General features: G+C 68.1%; 22 protein-coding genes and 1 pseudogene. 5 read left to right on the top strand and 18 right to left on the bottom strand.

Translation table 11 applies throughout. The features are described from left to right. Positions 1–11: 11 nt before the first annotated feature. On the bottom strand, positions 12–578 hold the full coding sequence (locus ACZ7KI_RS34630; RefSeq protein ID WP_470277237.1) for an NADPH-dependent FMN reductase: 567 nt from the start codon (positions 576–578) through the stop codon (positions 12–14). Between the two features lie 139 nt (positions 579–717). Here ACZ7KI_RS34630 and sigJ point away from each other — a divergent pair, with 139 nt between their 5' ends. Then, on the top strand, positions 718–1,593 hold the full coding sequence (sigJ, locus tag ACZ7KI_RS34625; protein ID WP_470277236.1) for an RNA polymerase sigma factor SigJ: 876 nt from the start codon (positions 718–720) through the stop codon (positions 1,591–1,593). Here the strand turns inward: sigJ and ACZ7KI_RS34620 are convergent. The 5 genes and pseudogenes from ACZ7KI_RS34620 to rlmN form a co-directional block, all read right to left on the bottom strand. Continuing rightward, positions 1,594–2,050, bottom strand: a pseudogene (locus tag ACZ7KI_RS34620) (dual-specificity RNA methyltransferase RlmN); the annotation flags it as partial. After that, positions 2,047–2,487, bottom strand: a complete 441-nt coding sequence (locus tag ACZ7KI_RS34615; RefSeq protein ID WP_470277235.1) for a PIN domain-containing protein — start codon at positions 2,485–2,487, stop codon at positions 2,047–2,049. The gene ACZ7KI_RS34615 and the pseudogene ACZ7KI_RS34620, both read right to left, overlap by 4 nt. After that, complete coding sequence (locus ACZ7KI_RS34610; RefSeq protein WP_470277234.1) at positions 2,484–2,729, bottom strand: FitA-like ribbon-helix-helix domain-containing protein; 246 nt, start codon at positions 2,727–2,729, stop codon at positions 2,484–2,486. The genes ACZ7KI_RS34615 and ACZ7KI_RS34610 overlap by 4 nt, the downstream gene beginning before the upstream one ends. 64 nt (positions 2,730–2,793) lie before the next feature. Continuing rightward, positions 2,794–3,504 carry a hypothetical protein gene (locus ACZ7KI_RS34605; protein WP_470277233.1) on the bottom strand — a complete coding sequence of 237 codons (711 nt, stop codon included), beginning with the start codon at positions 3,502–3,504 and terminating at the stop codon, positions 2,794–2,796. 563 nt (positions 3,505–4,067) lie between these two features. Continuing rightward, positions 4,068–5,177 carry a dual-specificity RNA methyltransferase RlmN gene (gene rlmN / locus ACZ7KI_RS34600; protein WP_470277232.1) on the bottom strand — a complete coding sequence of 370 codons (1,110 nt, stop codon included), beginning with the start codon at positions 5,175–5,177 and terminating at the stop codon, positions 4,068–4,070. A gap of 105 nt (positions 5,178–5,282) precedes the next feature. Here rlmN and ACZ7KI_RS34595 point away from each other — a divergent pair, with 105 nt between their 5' ends. Both ACZ7KI_RS34595 and ACZ7KI_RS34590 read left to right on the top strand, forming a co-directional pair. Beyond that, complete coding sequence (locus tag ACZ7KI_RS34595) at positions 5,283–5,759, top strand: GNAT family N-acetyltransferase (RefSeq protein ID WP_470277231.1); 477 nt, start codon at positions 5,283–5,285, stop codon at positions 5,757–5,759. Positions 5,760–5,847: 88 nt separating this feature from the next. Further along, positions 5,848–6,486: a PadR family transcriptional regulator gene (locus ACZ7KI_RS34590; protein WP_470277230.1), complete on the top strand. Its 639-nt coding sequence runs from the start codon at positions 5,848–5,850 to the stop codon at positions 6,484–6,486. Here the strand turns inward: ACZ7KI_RS34590 and ACZ7KI_RS34585 are convergent. Next, the gene (locus ACZ7KI_RS34585) at positions 6,417–7,271 is read right to left on the bottom strand and encodes a class I SAM-dependent methyltransferase (protein ID WP_470277229.1); all 855 of its coding nucleotides are present in this window, start codon (positions 7,269–7,271) and stop codon (positions 6,417–6,419) included. The genes ACZ7KI_RS34590 and ACZ7KI_RS34585 overlap by 70 nt on opposite strands. Positions 7,272–7,385: 114 nt before the next feature. Between ACZ7KI_RS34585 and ACZ7KI_RS34580 the strand changes: the two genes are divergently transcribed. After that, positions 7,386–8,231, top strand: a complete 846-nt coding sequence (locus ACZ7KI_RS34580) for a VOC family protein (protein ID WP_470277228.1) — start codon at positions 7,386–7,388, stop codon at positions 8,229–8,231. Between the two features lie 36 nt (positions 8,232–8,267). Here ACZ7KI_RS34580 and ACZ7KI_RS34575 read toward each other — a convergent pair whose 3' ends face one another. The 6 genes from ACZ7KI_RS34575 to rpsB all read right to left on the bottom strand — a co-directional run bounded on the left by ACZ7KI_RS34575 (position 8,268) and on the right by rpsB (position 14,026). After that, complete coding sequence (locus tag ACZ7KI_RS34575) at positions 8,268–9,800, bottom strand: carboxylesterase/lipase family protein (protein ID WP_470277227.1); 1,533 nt, start codon at positions 9,798–9,800, stop codon at positions 8,268–8,270. 67 nt (positions 9,801–9,867) lie between these two features. Beyond that, positions 9,868–10,782 (bottom strand): phosphatidate cytidylyltransferase, encoded by a 915-nt coding sequence (locus ACZ7KI_RS34570; RefSeq protein ID WP_470277226.1) that lies wholly within the window; start codon positions 10,780–10,782, stop codon positions 9,868–9,870. Further along, positions 10,782–11,339 carry a ribosome recycling factor gene (frr, locus tag ACZ7KI_RS34565; protein ID WP_061984457.1) on the bottom strand — a complete coding sequence of 186 codons (558 nt, stop codon included), beginning with the start codon at positions 11,337–11,339 and terminating at the stop codon, positions 10,782–10,784. The genes ACZ7KI_RS34570 and frr overlap by 1 nt, the downstream gene beginning before the upstream one ends. A 51-nt stretch (positions 11,340–11,390) precedes the next feature. Then, entirely contained in the window at positions 11,391–12,134 is a 744-nt protein-coding gene (pyrH, locus tag ACZ7KI_RS34560) for a UMP kinase (RefSeq protein WP_005154669.1), read from the bottom strand. 92 nt (positions 12,135–12,226) lie between these two features. Further along, a complete protein-coding gene (tsf, locus tag ACZ7KI_RS34555) occupies positions 12,227–13,051 on the bottom strand; it encodes a translation elongation factor Ts (protein ID WP_470277261.1) in 825 nt (274 codons plus the stop codon). A gap of 90 nt (positions 13,052–13,141) precedes the next feature. After that, complete coding sequence (rpsB, locus tag ACZ7KI_RS34550) at positions 13,142–14,026, bottom strand: 30S ribosomal protein S2 (protein ID WP_470277225.1); 885 nt, start codon at positions 14,024–14,026, stop codon at positions 13,142–13,144. 382 nt (positions 14,027–14,408) lie between these two features. Between rpsB and ACZ7KI_RS34545 the strand changes: the two genes are divergently transcribed. Continuing rightward, positions 14,409–15,014 carry a M23 family metallopeptidase gene (locus ACZ7KI_RS34545; protein WP_470277224.1) on the top strand — a complete coding sequence of 202 codons (606 nt, stop codon included), beginning with the start codon at positions 14,409–14,411 and terminating at the stop codon, positions 15,012–15,014. A 4-nt stretch (positions 15,015–15,018) separates the two neighbouring features. Here ACZ7KI_RS34545 and ACZ7KI_RS34540 read toward each other — a convergent pair whose 3' ends face one another. The 5 genes from ACZ7KI_RS34540 to ACZ7KI_RS34520 form a co-directional block, all read right to left on the bottom strand. Beyond that, positions 15,019–15,867: a FliA/WhiG family RNA polymerase sigma factor gene (locus ACZ7KI_RS34540; RefSeq protein ID WP_470277223.1), complete on the bottom strand. Its 849-nt coding sequence runs from the start codon at positions 15,865–15,867 to the stop codon at positions 15,019–15,021. A gap of 107 nt (positions 15,868–15,974) precedes the next feature. Further along, entirely contained in the window at positions 15,975–16,970 is a 996-nt protein-coding gene (locus ACZ7KI_RS34535; RefSeq protein WP_470277222.1) for a tyrosine recombinase XerC, read from the bottom strand. Positions 16,971–17,075: 105 nt separating this feature from the next. Next, complete coding sequence (dprA, locus tag ACZ7KI_RS34530) at positions 17,076–18,215, bottom strand: DNA-processing protein DprA (RefSeq protein ID WP_470277221.1); 1,140 nt, start codon at positions 18,213–18,215, stop codon at positions 17,076–17,078. After that, the gene (locus ACZ7KI_RS34525) at positions 18,215–19,723 is read right to left on the bottom strand and encodes a YifB family Mg chelatase-like AAA ATPase (RefSeq protein WP_470277220.1); all 1,509 of its coding nucleotides are present in this window, start codon (positions 19,721–19,723) and stop codon (positions 18,215–18,217) included. The genes dprA and ACZ7KI_RS34525 overlap by 1 nt, the downstream gene beginning before the upstream one ends. Next, complete coding sequence (locus ACZ7KI_RS34520) at positions 19,724–20,110, bottom strand: YraN family protein (RefSeq protein WP_470277219.1); 387 nt, start codon at positions 20,108–20,110, stop codon at positions 19,724–19,726. Positions 20,111–20,304 lie beyond the last annotated feature (194 nt).

The following is a 20,304-nucleotide window of genomic DNA, read 5'->3' as shown; positions in this document are numbered from 1 at the left end:
TTTCCGGAAAATCAAGCCACGGCTGCCGGGGTCGCGGCACGCAGCGGCGCGAGGGCGGTGCTCCAGGCGACGACCTGGTCCAGCGTCTTGTCCAGTGAGGCGACGTTGTACTCGCCCGGCCGGAAGACCTCGAAGTTCTCGAACTCGGTCGCCAACGACAGCGCCACCTGTGACGTCACGTCCGCCATCTCCAGCGCCCCGCACATCAGCCGCAGCTGCTCGACCGCGCGGGCGCCGCCCACGCCGCCATACGACACGAACCCGATCGCCTTGTCTTGCCATTCCGCGTGCAGGAAGTCGATCGCGTTCTTCAGCGCTCCCGGCGCCGAGTGGTTGTACTCGGGCGTCACGACCACGAACCCGTCGAACGACGCGATCTTCGCCGCCCAGGCCCGGGTGTGCTCGTTCTTGTACTCGCCAGGCAGTTCGTCCAGATGCGGCAACGGATGGTCGAGCAGGTCGATCACCTCGAACTCCGCGTCCTCGCGTAGCCCCGCCCGCTCCTCGACCCATCGGGCCACCTGCTCGCCCCGGCGACCCGGACGGGTGCTGCCGAGAATGATTCCGATCCTGATCATCGGTCTCCCTGATTCGTAGCGTCCACTTCCGAGCACTACGACGACACAGCCCTGGAAAACGTCAGGCCCCATCCCACCCTGACAATGCGACACGGTGTCTCGTCGAACAGGCGGAGACACCGGACCGACGGGAGCACCGATGACCGACGCGATCCTCAGCGAGCGCCGCCACCTGATCAACCTCGCCTACCGGCTGCTGGGTTCGCTCGCCGAGGCCGAGGACGCCGTTCAGGAGGCCTACGCCCGCTGGTACGCGCTGACCCGGCCACGGCAGGACGCGATCGCCTCACCCGGCGCCTGGCTCACCACCGTCACCAGCCGCATCTGCCTCGACCTGCTCGGCTCGGCACGCGCCCGGCGCGAACGCTACGTCGGTGAGTGGATCCCCGAGCCGCTACCCGACCACACCGAGGGGCGCCCCGCCGATCCGGCCGACAGCGTCACCCTGGACGAGTCGGTCGGCATGGCCTTCCTCGTCACGCTTGAAGCGATGACCCCGGCCCAGCGCGTCGCGCTCATCCTGCATGACGTCTTCCATTACTCGTTCGCCGAAATCGCCGAGATCACCGGCCGAACCCCGGCCGCCTGCCGTGAGCTGGCTTCCTCGGCGCGTCGCCGGGTCCGCGCGAACAAGCCGACGGCGGCGCCGACCGTCCATCAGGCCGATCTGGTCCGCGACTTCAAACAGGCCTGGGAAGCCAAGGACATCACCGCGCTGGTCGGTCTCCTCGATCCGGCCGCGACCTTCACCGCGGACGGTGGTGGCCTGGTCACCACCGCGCTGCACCCGATCGAGGGCGGCGAGCGGATCGCCGGGTTCATCGTCGCCGTCGCCACCCGGGTGCCCGGCGACTTCACGATCCTGGAGCGGACCGTCAACGGCCAACCCGGCCTGCTGATCCAGCTCGACGGCGCGATCTCGTCGGTCTACGCGTTCGACGTCGCGGACGACCGGATCACGCGGATCTGGGCCGTCCGCAACCCCGAGAAGCTTCGCCCGTGGGCAGGTGAATGATCAGCGTTCTTCGGCGGCGAGCTGGCCGCAGGCCGCGGCGATCTCCTGGCCGCGCGTGTCCCGCACCGTGCAGGCGACCCCGCCGGCGTTCACCAGACGCACGAACTCCCGCTCCACCGGCTTCGGCGACGCGTCCCACTTGCTGCCCGGAGTCGGGTTCAACGGAATCACGTTCACGTGCACCAGCTGGCCGAGGTGCTTGCGAAGACGCTTCGCGAGCAGCTCGGCACGCCAAGGCTGATCATTGATGTCCCGGATCAACGCGTACTCGATCGACACCCGGCGGCCGGACCTGCATCTTCTCGTCCGCCAACTTACGGATCGCGGGCGCGAGACCGACTGTCGACACCGTCACCGAACGCTGACCGATACCGAGCCCCTCAGGCGAAGGATCCGTAATCCGCCGCACCGCCGCCACCACCCGCTTGTAGTTCGCCAGCGGCTCGCCCGTCCCTACCCTTTTACAAACTCAGGCGTGTCGCCCCACGGATCGAGCAGCGTGATACCGGTGTCGACGAAATCCTTGATGTTACGGGTCGCGAGACACGCTACGAAGCGTCGGCAGACAGCGGCAATCTGCGCATCAGCCATACTGATCGGAAGACCTTGCTCCTCGCGCGCTGCGGCGATCTCGCCGTAGTACTCGGCAGCCACACTGTCGAACGGCAGGATTTGATCCTGGAGGTCTTCGGTCAGCAACTCCGAGACCTTCGCCGCGAGTGCGGCCTTTCGTCGGCCATCTGGCAGCCGAGCGACCCCGTATGCGAGTTCGGCAGCCGTCACAGACGTAATGAAGACCTCATCGGCAGGATACCGATCGACCCAGCGAACCACGCCGCCATCCGGAGTTTGCCTCATCAGCTCGGAGACGACGTTGGTGTCGAGAACAATCACTCGGGAAGCTCCGCGACTCGTGGTTGCTCCACTCGTTGCGGAAGCTCGAATGATGGCTCATCCAGGCCGTCAAAACGCTGCCGGATCCTCGACCCCATCCCCGGTCCAGGTGCCGGCTTGGTCAGCGCGGAGGCGAGGATCGCACGCACCTCAGCCTCCATCGACCGGCCGTGTTCAGCAGCCCGGATCCGCAGCTTTGCCTTCAGCCCCTCGTCGAAATCGCGGATAGTCAGGTTCGCCATCCGACACCTCCCAATGCAGTCATTGCGATCAATGCTAGCACGACCGGAGCAAAGGACTCCCGAATCAGGTGGTCGGCAGGTAGGAGCCGACGTCGGCGAGCGCTTCCAGGGTGTCGCGATCGACGCGGCCTGTGGCTGTGTCAGCTTCGGCCACCACCATGGCGGCTCCCTCAGGCCGCGCGTGATAGTGCAGCCCGGTCATCTTCACATTGGCCAGGCCGAGCACGACAGCGATATCGAGCGGCCGTACGTCTCCGCTCCCGTGGAGGTCCTCGACCTTCTTGAAGGCTTGCGCTTGGGCTTTCGTCCGAAACCCAACCCGGACAACCGATACCACTGCGGCGTTGCCGTGTCCGTCACCAACAGCCAGCAACATCCGCTCCATCGATGTGCACGGTGTCTCGACCAGGAAGTCCCGCACCCGCCCAGTCGCAGCGGCCACGCAGTTGCCCTCACGCTCAATCTTGCGCTTGAACTCCTTGAACTTCAGCCGCCCCCAGGCTTCGTCCGTGCGGCCGCGCTTGGCTGACTCGCGGCCCTCGGCACGGCGAGCCTTGAGCGAACGCCCAGGCAGAGAGTCAACGACTCCACCGGTGTTTCCCGCGAGCGCTTCGGAAGCGACCCCGGCACCCGGGGCCGAGGTTCCGCCGAGCACCCCAACACCACCCGCACCGCCGCCAGCGAGAACGGCGACCGCCGCAGCGACCGCGACCACTCCGCCGTTGCCGCTCTCGATGTAGATCTTTTGCCCGTTTTTCGTGATCCAGCGACCCACCTGCGATTCCCCTCGCACACAATCAGCCCGCCGCAACCGGCGCAAACGGGGCGTATCTGAACACTTACGCACCGCACGACTATTGAGTTGCCCGCCATCCGAGTGAACATCACCCCGGATCGATATACACCTGAGTGGACGATCAGCTGAGGCTTACGGCCATGGCCGGCCTTGGTACTCCGGCCGAGACAGGCCTCCGGAAGCAAGCAAAGTCGGAACACGAACACGCATGAGTGCGCCGTCTTGGCCCGCATGTGCAGCATCCACGTCTTAAGGCGCTGTCGCCTGGCAGCAGAGTGCTCTCGACTGGTCCGCCAACCCCGACGCACCATCAAATGCCAGTCCAGGCTCGGATGGCGGAAAGCCCGACAGGCCTGGCAGGCTGGCCGCGGATTCTACGAGTAGCAGAAGACGACAAGTGGCTTCGTCTGCGGCCTACGCTGTTTGAAAACTTCCAAAGCCGAGGTCTGGATTTCCTTCGAGGACATGCAGGAACGCCCGCCCGTTGTCTCAGCGCTAGAAGCAGCCAGCTGTATCGAAGCCGACATCGTCAGCAGGTTCGGTCAGCTTCCCTCGGCGGCGAGCTGGCCGCAGGCCGCGGCGATCTCCTGACCGCGCGTGTCCCGCACCGTGCAGGCGACCCCGCCGGCGTTCACCAGACGCACGAACTCCCGCTCCACCGGCTTCGGCGACGCGTCCCACTTGCTGCCCGGAGTCGGGTTCAACGGAATCACGTTCACGTGCACCAGCTGGCCGAGGTGCTTGCGAAGACGCTTCGCGAGCAGCTCGGCACGCCAAGGCTGATCATTGATGTCCCGGATCAACGCGTACTCGATCGACACCCGACGTCCGGACGTATCCGCGTAGTACCGGGCGGCCGACAGAACCTCGTCCACCGACCACCGCTCATTCACCGGCACCAGCGTGTCCCGCAGCTCGTCATCCGGCGTGTGCAACGACACCGCCAACCGCACCTGCATCTTCTCGTCCGCCAACTTACGGATCGCGGGCGCGAGACCGACTGTCGACACCGTCACCGAACGCTGACCGATACCGAGCCCCTCAGGCGAAGGATCCGTGATCCGCCGCACCGCCGCCACCACCCGCTTGTAGTTCGCCAGCGGCTCGCCCATGCCCATGAAGACGATGTTCGAGAGGCGACCGGGGCCACCGGTCATCGCGCCGTCGCGCATCACGGCGGCGGCCGCGCGGACCTGGTCGACGATCTCGGCGGTGGAGAGGTTTCGGTCGAGGCCGCCCTGTCCGGTCGCGCAGAACGGGCACGCCATGCCGCAGCCCGCCTGGCTCGAGATGCACAGGGTCGCGCGGTCCGGGTAGCGCATCAGCACGCTCTCCAGCAGCGTCCCGTCGTGCGCGCGCCAGAGGGTCTTGCGGGTGGCGCCGTCGTCGCAGGCGAGTGCCTTGATCTCGGTGAGCAGCGGCGGCATCAGATCGGCGACGAGCTTTTCCCGCGACGCGGCCGGGATGTCCGTCATCTCCTCCGGGTTCACCGTGAGCCGCGAGAAGTAGTGGTTCGACAGCTGCTTCGCGCGGAACGGCTTCTCACCCAGCTCGGCGACGGCCTCGGCCCGCTCGGCGGCGGTGAGGTCGGCGAGGTGGCGCGGCGGGAGGCCGCGCTTGGGCGCGTCGAAGACGAGAGGGAGGGCAGTCATAGCCCACTCAGTCTCCCATGTCCACCTCCGACGCGCCCGGGCCGCCCTCCATCGCTGTTCCCCAGGTCACCTGACGTGGCTCCGTGGTTCTGGGCAGACTGAACCGTGCCCTTCGAATCACCTGAGCTCGCCGACGTCTACCGCCGCGTCTATCGGGAAGCGCCCTACTTCGAGAACGAAGACGATGTCGTCCGCTTCGAAGCACTCTTCGCCGAACACTCCGAACTTCCCGGGTTCGCCATGCAGACCGTCTTCGACGATGACGCGCTGGGCGGGTTCGCGTACGGCGTCCGCCAGGATGCGGGATGGTGGCCGAAGCGCTGCACAGGCCCGGCGCCGGAATGGCTGCGTGACGAAGCGATCTTCTACGTATACGAACTGGCCGTCGTCCCCGAGCTGCGAGGCCGTGGGCACGGCCGTGCCCTGCTCGACGACCTGCTGAAAGACCGGCCAGAACGGCTCGCACTCCTGGGCTCCCGCGTCGCGGCGCCTGCCAGGGCGCTGTACCACCGCTGGGGCTGGCGAAAGGTCGGCGAGTTCGACGCGGGCGGCGTCGATCTGCTCGCTCTCGACCTGCACTGAGACCCACGTCACGAACATTCGGTTGCTGTACGACTGGTTCCGATATATCGTGAACGTGTCGGAACATTACGTAGAGAGGATTCACATCATGCGAGGACGACCTTTCCCTCCAGAACACGGCCGACCCGCCTTCGGGCCATGGGCACGCGGCGGCTTCGGCGAATTCCCCCCGCCTCCGGGGTGGGGACCGGGCGGACCCGGGCACCGGCATCGGCACGGCCGTCGCGGTGGCCCCGGTGGCCGTCGTGGCAAGCGCGGTGACGTCCGCGCCGCGATCCTCGCGCTGCTTTCCGAGCAGCCGAGGCACGGTTACGAGATCATCCGCGAGATCGGCGAGCGCAGCGGCGGCTTCTGGAAACCGAGCCCCGGCTCGGTCTACCCGACACTGCAGATGCTGGCCGACGAAGGCCTGGTGACCAGCAAGGACGAGGGCGGCAAGAAGCTGTTCGAGCTCACCGAATCCGGTCGCGCCGCGGCCGAGCAACAGGACGCCGTCCCGCCGTGGGAGCAGATCGCCCACGACGTCGACCCGGCCGAGGTGAACCTGCGCAAGGCGGGGGCGACCCTGGCCGCCGCGGTCATGCAGGTCATGCACGCCGGCAGCGAGGCACAGCAGTCCCGCGCCGTCGACGTGCTCAACGAGGCACGCCGGACGATCTACGGCATCCTCGGCGAGGCCGACGACGACACCGCTCCGGACGAGGCATCCCGCGAGGACGCGGAGTGACCTGGCACGACGAGGCCGGTGGGCTTGGTGCGCGTATGCACGCGATAGCCCACCGGCAACGTCATCCGCTTCTGCCCGGCTCCTGACGAAACCTCGTTGAGGCGCCGGACCTCCGCGATCGCCTTCGCCGCGACCGGGGCGCTGAACTCGATCTTCAGCACCGCTTCCATCGCGGCGGCGTCCTCGAACAGCCACCGCGTCATCACCTTGCGACAGCCGAATCCCTGACGGGCGAAGAACTTCTCGACGCCGGGCGGGTCGTAGTGCGGCAGATCCTGTCGCATCCAGCGTCCGTAGGGCTCACTCGTCACATCGAGATCCACGATCATCAACATCCCGCCGGGCCGCAGCACCCGCTCCGCCTCACGAAGGCCGGGTTCGCAGCCAGGGCCGAAAAAGTAGGCCGTCCGCGCGTGGACGACGTCGAAAGCCGCGTCCGGCACCGGAAGCCGCTGTGCACGGCCTTGCCGCACCTCGACGTTCTCCAGCTCCCCGACGCGATGCCGAGCGTCACGGACAAGCGGCTCGTGGGGTTCGACCCCGAGCACCGACCGCGCCGTCGCGGCGAAGCGGGGCAAGTGGTAACCGTCGCCGCAGCCGATGTCGAGCACGTCCGCCCCGGACCAGTCGCGATACCCGGCGAGGACCCGCCAGATCTCGTCGTCGACGTCTTGCGCGCGGTTCTCGATCTCGTAGGCCTTTTGGTAGTACCAAATGTTCGGGCTCGGCAGCACTTCCTCGCCACCGCGGCGGAAGGAGGAGACGGATCGGGGAAACCAGCGCACGGAAACTCCAACGACGGGACACCGGGCCGGGTTCCTGATCACCGGGTCCAAATCTTTAACGGAAACAATGCGGAAAGCGACTAGACTTTACCCCCACCGGTAAGGGAGAACCGCATGTCGCTTGGCTCGGCCGCTCACACTTCCGTCATCCCTTCAGGAATCCCGTGCTGGATCGAACTCGCCTGCAGAGACGAAGCGGCCGCACAAGCCTTCTACAGCGGGCTTTTCGACTGGGAGTTCACTGTCCAACGTGATCCCGCGACGCCGACCGGGCGGTACTCGATCGCGACCTTGAACGGTGCCCCGGTCGGTGGTCTGTACCGCTCGGGCACCGGCGGGCCGAGTGGATGGAGCGTCCACCTGTCGACCCATTCGGCCGCCGCGGCGGCCGAATGGGTCGACAGTCTCGGTGGCCGGGTCACCCTCGGGCCGGTGGCGATTCCCCAGCGCGGCACCATCATCCACGCCGTCGACGCTTGCGGGGCGCACGTCGTCTTCTGGGAACCGCCGGTCACTTGGGAGTTCGCGACCGGTATCCCCAACACCTTCAGCGGCGCGGACCTCAACACCCACGACGGAGCGGCGGCGGACCACTTCTACTGCCGCCTCTTCAACTACACCAGCCATCAGATCGGTGACGGCACCTCGCTCGACTACGCCGAATGGCTCATCGAACACGAACCCGTGCTGTACCGGTACGTGATGGGCACGGAATACCGGCCGGACACTCCCCCGCACTGGATGGTCTATCTCGCACTGGATCCCGCCCGCGGCGCGGACGCCGCCGCGGGACAGGCGTTGATGCTCGGTGGCGCCGTCGTGGTCCAGCCCTACGACACCCCGTACGGGCGCGTGGCGATCCTCGCCGACCCCGATGGTTCGGTGTTCGCCGTGATCGACCACTCCCGGGTCGCCGAAGGCTGGGGTACCGCCGAAGTCGACGATCCTTACGACGACTGAGCCGGGGTGAGGAAATCCGTCACCCCGGCCCTTTCGTCAGAGACCCGCCCAGAAACCGCAGTTGTGCTCGGCGGCGTAGTCGACCGGACCGATCCTGTCCGGGGCCAGCGACTGCACCTTCGGCGCCGGACGCCACTTCGGCAGCGCTTCGCCGTTCGGATCGCCGGTCCTGGCGAACCGGGTCCAGTACTGGATCATCTGCGCCGCGAGTTTCTTCTGCGCGGGCGTCAACTTCGCCGGAGAGCCGGCCAAATCAGACAAGTACGCCAATTCCGAACCGTGCGAAGCCCCCGGGTCGATCCCAGGCGGGAAGGGGAACAGCGCCGGAGCGCCGCGATCGGCGAATTCGTAGGCGAAGGTCCGTGTCCTCGCGGCGAGATACCGCTGAACCTCGACCTCCGAACAGGCCCACACCCGATCCGTCATGACGTCGGCGAAAGCGTTGCCCGGACTGCCATGTGCGGCGGAGGGATACTTCGCCGCGACGGTGGATGCCTTGTCTCCGAAGGCCTCACGCAGCAGCTGCTGATAGCGCGCTTCGGTGATCGGCTGGTCCGGGAAGAGCGCCGCGAACAACCTGCCCTCGTCACGCGTGGTCCCGGTCATCACCGGCACCTTCGCGAACCGGCCCACCCGGAACGCCTCCGCCGGATCGGTCGGCAAGAGGCCGGTGTCGAAGGCCGGGCCGTTGAACGGCAAGGGCAGCAACGCGTCGGCAGGCAAGCGGCGCAGGCACTCCACGTCGGCACAGCCCAGCTTCTTCCCCTCGGCGCTGCCGAACGCCTCGACGTCCGAGCGGCGTTGGAAGAGCTTTCCCTCGGAAGTACCGGGGAAGACCCCATTGGCGGGCCAGTCGATCGTGCAGGGCCCGCTCTGGATGATCGCGCGGGTGACCAGGCCCGCGACCGCGGGCGAGGTCAGCTGGGCGCAGGTGCTCATCGCGCCCGCGGACTCACCGAACAACGTGACGTTCCTCGGGTCTCCCCCGAAGGCGCGGGCGTTGCGCTGGACCCAGCGAAGGGCGGCTTGCTGGTCCTGGAGGCCGAAGACGCCGGAGTCCCGCCCGAGTTCGGGATGACCGAAGAAGCCGAACACACCCAGCCGGTAATTCACGGTCATCACGACGACATCCCCGCCGAGAGCGAGACGCTTGAAGTCGTAGTCGCTGCCGGCGCCGGAAGTGAAGCCGCCGCCATGGACCCAGACCATCACCGGACGCGGCTTGGGCGTCGGCTTGGCCGGGCTGATCACGTTGAGATACAGGCAATCCTCGGCGACGCTCGGGGCGGAGCCGATGCCCTCCCCCTGAGCGCACCGCGGCCCGGGTTTGCTCGCGTCCCGCACGGCGGTCCACGGTTCGGGTCTCTGTGGTGGTGCCCAGCGCAGCGCGCCGACCGGTGGCGCGGCGAACGGGATACCTTGGAAACTCCGGTATTCGCTGGTGATCACCCCGCGAACGGGGCCGGAATCAGTGCGGACGACCGGGCCTTCGCCCGCCTCCGCCACGGATGTCGTCAGAGCGCCGAGCGTCAGAACGCTCAGTGCCAGGGTCAGAAGCCGCTTACTCATCCTTTGAGTTCGCATACTCCGACCTTGGCCCAACGGCGAAGGCTTGTCACATGGCTTTCGCTGCTGTCTAAACGGGGACGAAAGCGGAGAGCAGCAGCCAGGAGACGACGGCCGACGGGAGCAACGAGTCGAGCCGGTCCATCAGGCCACCATGTCCCGGCAGCATGTTCCCCATGTCCTTGACACCGAGATCGCGCTTGATCAGCGACTCGACGAGATCGCCCAGCGTCGCGGTCAAGACGATCGCCGCACCGAACAGCACACCCTGCCAGGCATGGCCGTCGAGCAGAAGGCTCAGCGTCAGGGCTCCGGCGACCACACCCGCCACGAGCGAACCGGCGAAGCCTTCCCAAGTCTTCTTCGGGCTGATGCTGGGCGCCATCGGGTGCTTGCCGCCCAGCACACCGGCGATGTAGCCGCCGGTGTCCGAGGCGACGACCCCGATCATGAAGGCGAGGACGCGGCCGACCCCGTCTTCGGGCGGCACCAGCATCGCGGCGAAGGCACCGAAGAGCGGGATGTACGCGGCGGCGAAGACCGAGGCGCTGATGTCGCGCAGATACCCTTCCGCCCCGCCGGGCAACCGCCACAGCAGACACGCCAGCACCGTCAGCACGAACGCCGTCAGCGCGCCCTCACGACCGAACGGCCACGCCAGCCAGATCATCGCCTGACCGCCGACGAGCACCGGGACCAGCGCGATCCGGATGTCGGCCGCGCGCTTCAGCGCCCCGGCCAGCTCGATCGTGCCGACCGCGATGGCGATCGCGATGATGCCGATGAAAAGAAATCGGACGGTGAGCAGGGACGTGATGATCGCCGCCCCCAGCAGCAGCCCGACCCCGATCGCGGCGGGCAGGTTGCGGCCGGCGCGGGAAGCCTTCCGCGCCGGTTCCGGCACGGTTTCCGAATCCGGCACCGTGGCCGGAACCGGTTCCGGGTTCTCCACCCGGTCCTCGCGTTCCTCGCTCACCTGGCTCATCAGACCTCGAGTAGCTCGGCTTCCTTGTGTTTCACCAGCTCGTCGACCTTGTGCGTGTATGTGTCGGTGAGGTTCTGGAGTTCCTTCTCGGCGTGGACGACCTCGTCCTCGCCCGCCTCGCCGTCCTTCTTGATCCGGTCGAGCTCTTCCTTGGCCTTGCGGCGGACGCTGCGGATCGAGACGCGGGCGTCCTCACCCTTGGCCTTGGCGACCTTCACCATCTCCTTGCGGCGCTCTTCGGTGAGCTGCGGGATGACGATGCGGATCACGTTGCCGTCGTTGCTCGGGTTGACGCCGAGGTCCGACTCGCGGATCGCCTTCTCGATGGCGTTGAGCGAGGTCTGGTCGTAAGGCTTGATCAACGCCATCCGGGCCTCAGGGATGTTGACGCCCGCCAACTGGTTCAGCGGGGTCGGCGCGCCGTAATAGTCGACGACAACGCGCGAGAACATCCCAGGGTGGGCCCGGCCGGTGCGCACCGACGACAGGTCCTCCTTGGCGACGGACACCGCTTTTTCCATCTTCTCCTCGGCGTCGAGGAGGGTCTCGTCGATCACGGCAACTCCCGTTGTTGTGTATTCGTACCGGTTGCGAAGAGCAGAGCAGGACTACGCGGGCACCCCGTCGGCGGGGGTGTCGACCAGTGTGCCGATCCTCTCACCACTGACCGCACGAGCGATGTTCCCCTCGGTGAGCAGATTGAACACGATGATCGGCATGTTGTTGTCCATGCACAGGCTGAACGCGGTGGCGTCGGCGACCTTGAGGTCCCGTTCCAGCACCTCGCGGTGGCTGATCTCGTGGAACATCTCCGCGGTCGGGTCGCTCTTCGGGTCCGCGGTGTAGACGCCGTCGACGGCCTTCGCCATCAAGACGGCTTCGCAGCCGAGTTCGAGCGCGCGCTGCGCCGCGGCGGTGTCGGTGGAGAAGTACGGCATGCCGACCCCGGCACCGAAGATGACGACGCGCCCCTTCTCCAGGTGACGCTCGGCGCGGCGCGGGATGTACGGCTCGGCGACCTGGCCCATGGTGATGGCGGTCTGCACCCGCGTCGGCAGGCCCTCCTTCTCCAGGAAGTCCTGCAGTGCCAGGCAGTTCATGACGGTGCCGAGCATCGCCATGTAGTCCGCGCGGTCGCGGTCCATGCCGCGTTGCGACAGTTCCGCGCCGCGGAAGTAGTTGCCACCGCCGATCACGACGGCGATCTGCACGCCTGTCCTGGCGACGTCGGCGATCTGCTGAGCGACCGAGTGCACCACATCCGGATCAACCCCGATGGAACCGCCGCCGAACATCTCGCCGCCCAGCTTCAGCAGCACCCGCCGGTATCCGCCTTCGACCCGGACACCCATGTCGCCCTCCCTAATGCTCTGGACCCGACTGTGCCCCGTCCCCGATGGACGGAGACGGGGCACAGTGGTGACTCTTGTGTTCCGTGCCTGGATCAGGCCTGGCCGACCTCGAACCGGGCGAACCGGCTCACGGTCACGCCGGCCTCGTCGAGCAGGGCCTTGACGGTCTTCTTGTTGTCCTTGACCGACGGCTGCTCGAGCAGGACGTTGTCCTTGTAGTACGCGTTGACCTTGCCCTCGATGATCTTGGGCATGGCCTGCTCCGGCTTGCCCTCTTCGCGGGCGGTCGCCTCGGCGACGCGGCGCTCGTTGTCGATGATCTCGGCCGGAACCTCTTCGCGGGTGAGGTACTTGGCCTTGAGCGCGGCGACCTGCATGGCGGCGCCACGAGCGGCCTCGGCGGCGGCCTCGCCCTCACCGGTGTACTCGATGAGCACGCCGACGGCGGGCGGGAGGTCCGCACCGCGACGGTGCAGGTAGGTGGTGGTGGTGCCCTCGAAGGCGGCGACGCGGCGCAGCTCGAGCTTCTCGCCGATGCGGGCGGCCATCTCCTGGACGGTCTCGTCGACGGTCTTGCCGTCGAGCGAGGCGGCCTTCAGCTTCTCGACGTCGCTGGTCTTCTCGGCCTTCGCGACCTCGACGATCTTCGCGGCGAGGGCCTGGAAGTCCTCGTTCTTCGCGACGAAGTCGGTCTCGGAGTCGAGCTCGATCAGCACGCCGCCGTCGCCGGCGACAAGGCCCTCGGCGGTGGCGCGCTCAGCGCGCTTGCCGACGTCCTTGGCGCCCTTGATGCGCAGGAACTCGACGGCCTTGTCGAAGTCGCCGTCGGTCTCCTCCAGCGCCTTCTTGCAGTTCATCATGCCGGCGCCGGTCAGTTCGCGGAGGCGCTTCACATCTGCGGCGGTGTAATTCGCCATCGTGCGTTGTCCGTCCATTTCAGGTACGAGAAAGTCTTCGGGAGAGGTACCCGTGGGGCCACCCGGAGGCGGCCCCACGAGCGAGGTGGATCAGGAGGAGGCGGTGGCCTGCTCGGCCGGGGCCTCGGCGGGCGCCTCGGTGGCGCTCTCGGTCGCGGCGGCGGCTTCCTTGGCGTCCGCGGCGGCGGTCTCGGAGCCGGCGAGCAGCTCCTTCTCCCACTCGGCCAGCGGCTCGTCCGTGGCGACGCCCGCGTCGGGCTTGGCGTCGGCGGAGGAACCGTTGCGGCTGGAGCGGGCCATCAGACCGGCGGCGGCGGCCTCGGCCACGACCTTGGTCAGCAGCGCGGCCGAACGGATCGCGTCGTCGTTACCCGGGATCGGGTAGTCGACCTCGTCCGGGTCGCAGTTGGTGTCCAGGATCGCGACGACCGGGATGTTCAGCTTGCGAGCCTCGCCGACGGCGATGTGCTCCTTCTTCGTGTCGACGATCCACACGATGCTCGGCACCTTGGCCATGTCGCGGATACCGCCGAGGGTCTTCTCGAGCTTGTCCTTCTCACGGGTGAGCGTGAGGATTTCGCGCTTGGTCAGCCCGGCGAAACCACCGGTCTGCTCCTGCGACTCGAGCTCCTTCAGGCGGAGAAGACGCTTGTGCACCGTCTGGAAGTTGGTCAGCATGCCGCCGAGCCAACGCTGGTTCACGTAGGGCATCCCCACGCGCGCGGCCTCGGAGGCGATGGCTTCCTGAGCCTGCTTCTTCGTGCCGACGAACATGATGGTGCCGCCGTGCGCGACGGTTTCCTTGATGAACTCGAACGCACGGTCGATGTAGGTCAGCGTCTGCTGCAGGTCGATGATGTAGATGCCATTGCGCTCGGTGAAGATGTAGCGCTTCATCTTCGGGTTCCACCGACGGGTCTGGTGCCCGAAGTGCACGCCGCTGTCGAGCAGCTGCTTCATGGTGACGACGGCCATTGCCGGAATCAACCTCTTCTGTGTCGTGCGCGCCCGGCTCCGCCGGAACGCGCTTGCTCGGTTCGTCGCTCTCGGCCGGGTGGCCGATCGCCCTGGTGCAGATGCTCGGGTCCGGACCCGGAGGCGAAGTGACCCCAGGGACCGCCGGACCGTGTGCCCCCGGTTGTCCTGACCCTCCGTGAGGAGATCGGCCATCGGGAGCGCGCACGTGCACGCGAAGTCAGTCCGCTGCCGCGGACCGCGCAAAAGAGTCTACTCCCTGTCGCCGCCGCCTACCGCACCGGCAGCCCCTGATGAGAGCGGTTGTCCACAACCGCCTCGGTTATCCACAGATTCCACCGGCGCGCCCCACGCGCCACGCCGGGCGCCCAGGCTGGAACGCATGACCATGACAAGCTGTTCCCGCCCTGTCACCAGGCATTCCTTCGCGATCGACCGCACCGGCGGCAGGCATCGCCGTCCCGGACGGCCGAGGCGCCTGCCCCGCGTCGCGATCCTCGCGACCATGCTCGCGCTCGTGTCCTCGTTCGCCGTGCCGGGAACGGCGCGGGCCGCCTTTTTCCCGCAGGGACGCCTTTCTTGGCCGCTCTCGCCGACACCCAGCGTCACCAGGTACTTCGAGCCACCGGCGACGCCGTACGGCCCCGGGCACCGCGGTGTCGACCTCGTCGCCGCACCGGGAACGAACGTGCTCGCCGCCGCCGAAGGAGTGGTGATGTTCGCCGGGCAGGTGGCCGGCCGCGGGGTGGTTTCGATCGATCACGAAGGCGGTCTGCACACCACCTACCAACCCCTCGCGCCGGTGGTCACCGCGGGTGACCAGGTGTACCGGGGTCAGGTACTCGGGACGCTCGCGCCCGGGCATCCGGGCTGCCCGGACACGGCATGCCTGCACTTCGGTGTCCGAAAAGGGGACGTATACGTCGATCCGCTCGCGCTGATCGGTGAACCGTCCGAGATCCGCCTCAAACCGTGGGAGGGAGGCTAGCTTTTCAGGCCTGCTCGACCAGCTTCGCGCGCAGCCGCATGACGGCGCGGGTGTGCAACTGGCTGACCCGCGACTCGGTGACGCCGAGGACCTTGCCGATCTCGGCGAGCGTCAGGCTCTCGAAGTAGTAGAGGCCGACCACGATCCGGTCGCGTTCGGTGAGCTGGGCGATCGCCTGTGCCAGCTGGCGGCGGTTGTCCTGGTCGACCAGGACGGCCACCGGGTCGACGGCGCCGTCGTCGGGCAGGGTGTCGACCAGCGAACCGCTGTCCTTGCCCGCGGCGACGAGGTCCTCCAGCGCGATGACGCTGGTGAGCTGCAGCTGGCCGTAGAACTCGCGCAGGTCGTCGACGCTGATTTCGAGCTCGGCCGCCAGTTCGGCGTCGGTCGGCGTGCGGTTGAGCCGGGCGCCGAGGCGTTCCAGCGCGCGTTCGGCCTCACGTGCCTTGCTGCGCACCGCCCTCGGGACCCAGTCCTGGGAGCGGAGGTCGTCGAGGATCGCGCCGCGGATGCGCTGCATCGCGTAGGTCTCGAAGCGCAGGCCCCTGGCGGGTTCGAACTTCTCGATGGCGTCGACGAGGCCGAAGATCCCGGACTGGATCAGGTCGCCGACGTCGACGTGGGTCGGCAGGCCCGTGCCGACGCGGCCTGCGACGTACTTGACGAGCGGGGCGTAGTGCAGGACGAGCCTGTCGCGCACGACCTGGTCCGGGGACTCGGTGAACTCACGCCACAACGCCTGGATCCCGGCGTCCACCTCGTAACTCGTCCGCGCTTCGGGCGCGACGGCAGGACCGTCCCCGCCGGGGCGGTGTTTCCCGGCGGCTTCGGTGACATGTGGGTCGGCGGTCATCGGACCGCCGTTCTCAGCATGCGACTCAGGATGGTCTCCGTGCTCGTGCGGATGCGCGTGCGCCGTCGGTTCGGGCCGTCGGGTCACCTGCCGAGTCTTCCCCGGCATCATCGGGCCCGGGGGTGCGCGCGGTCGTGGATCGCCTTCAGCCGATCGACGGTCACATGAGTGTAGAGCTGCGTCGTAGCCAGCGTAGCGTGACCAAGCAGTTCCTGAACGCTCCGAAGATCGGCGCCGCCTTCGAGCAGATGGGTGGCCGCCGAATGCCTCAGGCCGTGCGGTCCCATGTCGCTCGCGCCCGGCACCGAGCCGACGGCGTCGTGGACCACCCGGCGGGCCGCCCGAGGATCGAGCCTGCCGCCTCGCGCTCCCAGGAAGAGCGCGGCTTCCACCCGGCCCTTCGCTTCGACGGCGAGTTTTCCCCTGCCCTCGTCCAGCCACGTACGCAACGCGGCTTCGGCCGGGACGCCGAACGGCACGACGCGTTCCTTGCCGCCTTTGCCCAGTACGAGCACGACCCGGCGCGAGAAATCGACATCGCCCAAGTCCAGCCCACACAGTTCGGAGACCCGCACACCGGTCGCGTAGAGCAGTTCCACGATGGCACTGTCCCGCAATGCCACCGGGTCCCGCTGTTCGGCACCGGCGGCTGAGGCCCGCATGACCTCACTCGCCTGCTCCGCCCGGAGGACCCCGGGTAGCTTGCGATGCGCGCGAGGCGCCACGAGCCGCCCGCCGGGATCGGTCGCGAGCGCCCCGCCGCGGTGCGCCCACGCGGTGAAGGTGCGGGCCGCCGCCGCTCGCCTGGCCAGCGTCGTCCGGCTGGCCCCTTCCTCGCGTTGCCGGGCGAGCCAGCCGCGCAGCGTCGCGATGTCGAGGTCGGAGAACCGGCCGCCGGTCCCGGCCACGAAGCCCATCAGCGACACCACGTCGCCGACATAGGCGCGCACCGTATGCGCGGACAGCCCGCGTTCCAGGGAAAGGTGCCGCTCGTAGTCGTCGATCAGCTTCCGGACAGGTTCCGGCAGCGCGGCACGGGCGGCGCGCAGATCGGGCCTGCGGGCGCGTTTTCCCGTGCCGTGGGGACCTTCGGTCGACGGCATGCCGATCACGCTGCGCGATGTACGGCGGATGGTCAAGTATCGCCGCACCCTGTTGCGGTGTCCGTGGTCGGATCGTGCCGGGATGGCGTCTCAGGTGTAGGCCAGTCAGGTCTTGGCTGTCCGTCTTCGCCACCCTGAGTCACCTCTTTCCGCGAAGCCGTCGAGTTCCAGCTCGGGCAGCAACGCGCGGATCCGCTCCACCGGAATGCCGGTCTCGGCCGCGATCCGTTCCTCCGGTTTCGCCGATCGTTCGGACAGCGCGTCGTGCACGCGCAGTGCCTCCGGGCCGAGCCGGTCGGTGCGGCGGCTCGGTTTCCGCGGCTCCTCGCCCTGCTGGCCGAGCCGTCCGGCGGTCTCGAGGATCTCGTCCACCGAGGTCACCAGCGTGGCCTCGCCTTCGCGGATCAGCGCGTGGCAGCCGGCGGACATCCCCGATGAAACCGGTCCCGGCATCGCCATCACGACCTTGCCCAGCGCTCCGGCCGTGCCCGCGGTGTTCCGCGCACCGCTGCGCCTGCCCGCCTCGATCACGACGGTCCCTTCGGTGAGCGCCGCGATGAGCCTGTTCCGGACGAGGAAGCGATGCCTCGCGGGCGGAGTTCCGGGCGGATACTCGCTGACCACCGCGCCGGTCTTCCCGATGGTGCGCAACAAGGTCGCGTGCTGGGCCGGGTACCCGGCGTCGATCCCGCAGCCGAGCAGGGCGACCGTGGTGCCCGACGCGCTCAGCGCACCCCGGTGGGCCGCGCCGTCGATGCCGTACGCCGCACCCGAGAACACCGGGATCCCCCGGCTCGCGAGGTGATAGCCCACCTCGGCCGCGTTGTGCTCGCCGTACTCGGTCGCAGCGCGGGCGCCGACGATCGCGATCGCCTGGTCCACCGCCTCGTCGAGCCTGGCAGGCCCGCGTACCCACAGCGCCAGCGGAGATGCCGCTCCGGAGACACCCCTGCCTCGGGCGACGGCCAGCGAAAGCAACGGCCAAGCAGGCCATTCACCGTCTTCCGGGATGACGAGCCGGGTCTCGCTTTCCGCCGCACGCTCCAGATCCCGCTCGGCGTAGTCATGCGCCCGCCGCGCGGCCGTCTCGTCGCGCACCTTCGGCGGGCAATCGGCTCGGCGCACCCGTTCCGCGGCGACGACCGGCCCGTGTTCGCCGACGAAGTCGGTCAAAGCGGGCGCTGGCGGCTCGGCCACGCGCAACAGATACGACCGGGCGATCCGTTCAGCCTCGAATTCACCCATCAGGATGACCTCTCCCGGAAGTTCAGGGCCGCCGCGATCTCGTCGCTCTCTGGTCTTTCGGCACCCTTCAGATCGGCAAGCGTCCATGCGATACGAAGGCATCGATCCGCGCCGCGCGCGGTGATCGCGCCTCGCTCCAGCGCCCGGTCCAGCAACGCCGTGACCTGCGCGGGCAGTGCGAATTCGCGCCGCAAAGCCGGACCGGGCACCTCCGCGTTCGTCGGCCAGCCGTGCTCCGCCCAGCGTTTCACGGCTCGTTCACGAGCCTCCAGCACCCGTTCCCGGACGGCCGCCGACGCTTCGGGCAGCTCGCTCAAGTGGGCGCTGAGCGCGGAAAGCGGCCGCAGCCGGACCCGCAGATCCACCCGATCGAGTAACGGTCCGGACAAGCGGCCCAGGTACCGTCTTCGCGCGGCCGCCGAACACGTGCAATCGGCGTCTTTCGTTGGGGCGCAAGGACAAGGGTTCGTCGCGAGAATCAGTTGGAAGCGGGCCGGGTAACAGACCGCGCCTTTGACCCTCGCGATCCGCACTTCGCCCTCTTCGAGCACCGTGCGCAGCGACTCCAGCCGTTCCGGTCCGAATTCACAGACTTCGTCGAGGAACAAAATGCCCCGGTGCGCCCGGCTGATGGCGCCGGGCACGGCCAGGCCGCTGCCGCCGCCGATCAGGGCGGGCACGCTGATCGAATGATGTGGAGCGACGAACGGCGGCACGGTCACCAGCGGCGCGGACCGGGACAGTGAACCGTCGATCGAATGGATCGCGGTGACCTGCAACGACTCTTCCGCGGTCAGGCGCGGGAGGAGGCCGGGGAGCCGTTTCGCGAGCATCGTCTTGCCCACCCCGGGAGGTCCGGTCATGAGCAGGTGATGCCCGCCCGCCGCGGCCACCTCCAGCGCCCACCGGGCTTCCGGCTGTCCCACGACGTCGGCGAGGTCAGGGACGTTCGCCTCCTCCTGGACCACGGACGGCTCCGGCCGGGCGAGTTCGCCTTCACCCTTGAGCCAGTCCACGAGGTCGCTCAGCTGGGCCACCCCGCCGACCTCGAGACCGTCCACGAGAGCGGCTTCGAACAACGACTCCGCGGGCACGACAGCCCGCCGGTATCCGGCGTTGCGTGCCGCCAGCAATCCCGGCAGCACCCCTCGGACGGCCCGTACCCGGCCGTCGAGGGCCAGTTCGCCGAGCAGCACGGTGTGGAGCAGCTTCGTGGCCGGAACCGACCCCGTCGCGGCCAGGACCGCCGCCGCGATGCCCAGGTCGTAGCCGGAGCCCACCTTCGGCAGGTTCGCCGGCGAGAGACCGAGGATCACGCGCTCGTCGGGCCAGGTCTGCCGCGAATTGCGGACGGCCGAACGGACCCTGTCCTTGGCCTCCTTCAATCCCGTGTCGGGCAGACCGACCATCGTCACCTTCGGCGAGCCACCGCCGATATCGGCCTCGATCTCGATCATCTTGCCGTCGACGCCGAGCAGCGCGACGGACCACGCTTTCGCCAGTGCCACTCAGAACGCCGCCTTGATATGCCGCACCTGCGGCCGGGCTCCGGGCCGGGCGACGATCGCGATGATGTCGTAGCGGACCGGGCACCAGCGGAGCATGAACGCGCGCTGCCACTGATGCGCGAGACGACGGATGCGATCCGCCTTGTGCGGGGTCACCGCCTCGGCCGGCGTGCCGAAGCCGAGACCGGTCCGGGTCTTCACCTCGCAGAAGACGAGCCGCTTCTTGTCGGTCGCGACGACGTCCAGCTCCCCGTCGCGACAGCGCCAGTTGCGGCTCAGGACGACATAGCCCGCCTTCTCCAGATGTTGGACCGCGAGGTCTTCTCCCCACCGTCCCAGCTCGATATGCGGTGCGCCGGTGGACGGCTTTTCGGTCGTGCCCATCATCTCGATCCCCCTCAGCGATCGTCACGGTGCGTGTGCGATCAACGCTGCCAGGGTGATCGGGCGCCGACCAGGCTCGATTCGCCCGCCTGTGGATAACCGGGGTGTTGTGGATGATTCGACCGCGACCGGGCTCCGGCGACCACAAACCGTCGGAACCTCGTGCTAGGGGCCTCGCCTCGACCGTGCTCGAACTA

This window comes from Amycolatopsis sp. NPDC039088 (genome assembly GCF_055598845.1).
Note: the sequence above shows the minus strand (reverse complement) of the source record. Positions and strands in the feature narration are given on the sequence as shown.

Coding starts and splice junctions, on each gene's coding strand:
- ACZ7KI_RS34570 (WP_470277226.1), bottom strand. CDS start 10,782: ATGAGCCAGGTGAGCGAGGAACGCGAGGACCGGGTGGAGAACCCGGAA.
- rpsB (WP_470277225.1), bottom strand. CDS start 14,026: ATGGCCGTCGTCACCATGAAGCAGCTGCTCGACAGCGGCGTGCACTTC.
- ACZ7KI_RS34610 (WP_470277234.1), bottom strand. CDS start 2,729: ATGGCGAACCTGACTATCCGCGATTTCGACGAGGGGCTGAAGGCAAAG.
- ACZ7KI_RS34575 (WP_470277227.1), bottom strand. CDS start 9,800: ATGAGTAAGCGGCTTCTGACCCTGGCACTGAGCGTTCTGACGCTCGGC.
- ACZ7KI_RS34580 (WP_470277228.1), top strand. CDS start 7,386: ATGTCGCTTGGCTCGGCCGCTCACACTTCCGTCATCCCTTCAGGAATC.
- ACZ7KI_RS34545 (WP_470277224.1), top strand. CDS start 14,409: ATGACCATGACAAGCTGTTCCCGCCCTGTCACCAGGCATTCCTTCGCG.
- ACZ7KI_RS34630 (WP_470277237.1), bottom strand. CDS start 578: ATGATCAGGATCGGAATCATTCTCGGCAGCACCCGTCCGGGTCGCCGG.
- sigJ (WP_470277236.1), top strand. CDS start 718: ATGACCGACGCGATCCTCAGCGAGCGCCGCCACCTGATCAACCTCGCC.
- pyrH (WP_005154669.1), bottom strand. CDS start 12,134: ATGGGTGTCCGGGTCGAAGGCGGATACCGGCGGGTGCTGCTGAAGCTG.
- ACZ7KI_RS34520 (WP_470277219.1), bottom strand. CDS start 20,110: ATGATGGGCACGACCGAAAAGCCGTCCACCGGCGCACCGCATATCGAG.
- tsf (WP_470277261.1), bottom strand. CDS start 13,051: ATGGCGAATTACACCGCCGCAGATGTGAAGCGCCTCCGCGAACTGACC.
- ACZ7KI_RS34590 (WP_470277230.1), top strand. CDS start 5,848: ATGCGAGGACGACCTTTCCCTCCAGAACACGGCCGACCCGCCTTCGGG.
- rlmN (WP_470277232.1), bottom strand. CDS start 5,177: ATGACTGCCCTCCCTCTCGTCTTCGACGCGCCCAAGCGCGGCCTCCCG.
- dprA (WP_470277221.1), bottom strand. CDS start 18,215: ATGGGTGAATTCGAGGCTGAACGGATCGCCCGGTCGTATCTGTTGCGC.
- ACZ7KI_RS34535 (WP_470277222.1), bottom strand. CDS start 16,970: ATGCCGTCGACCGAAGGTCCCCACGGCACGGGAAAACGCGCCCGCAGG.
- ACZ7KI_RS34540 (WP_470277223.1), bottom strand. CDS start 15,867: ATGACCGCCGACCCACATGTCACCGAAGCCGCCGGGAAACACCGCCCC.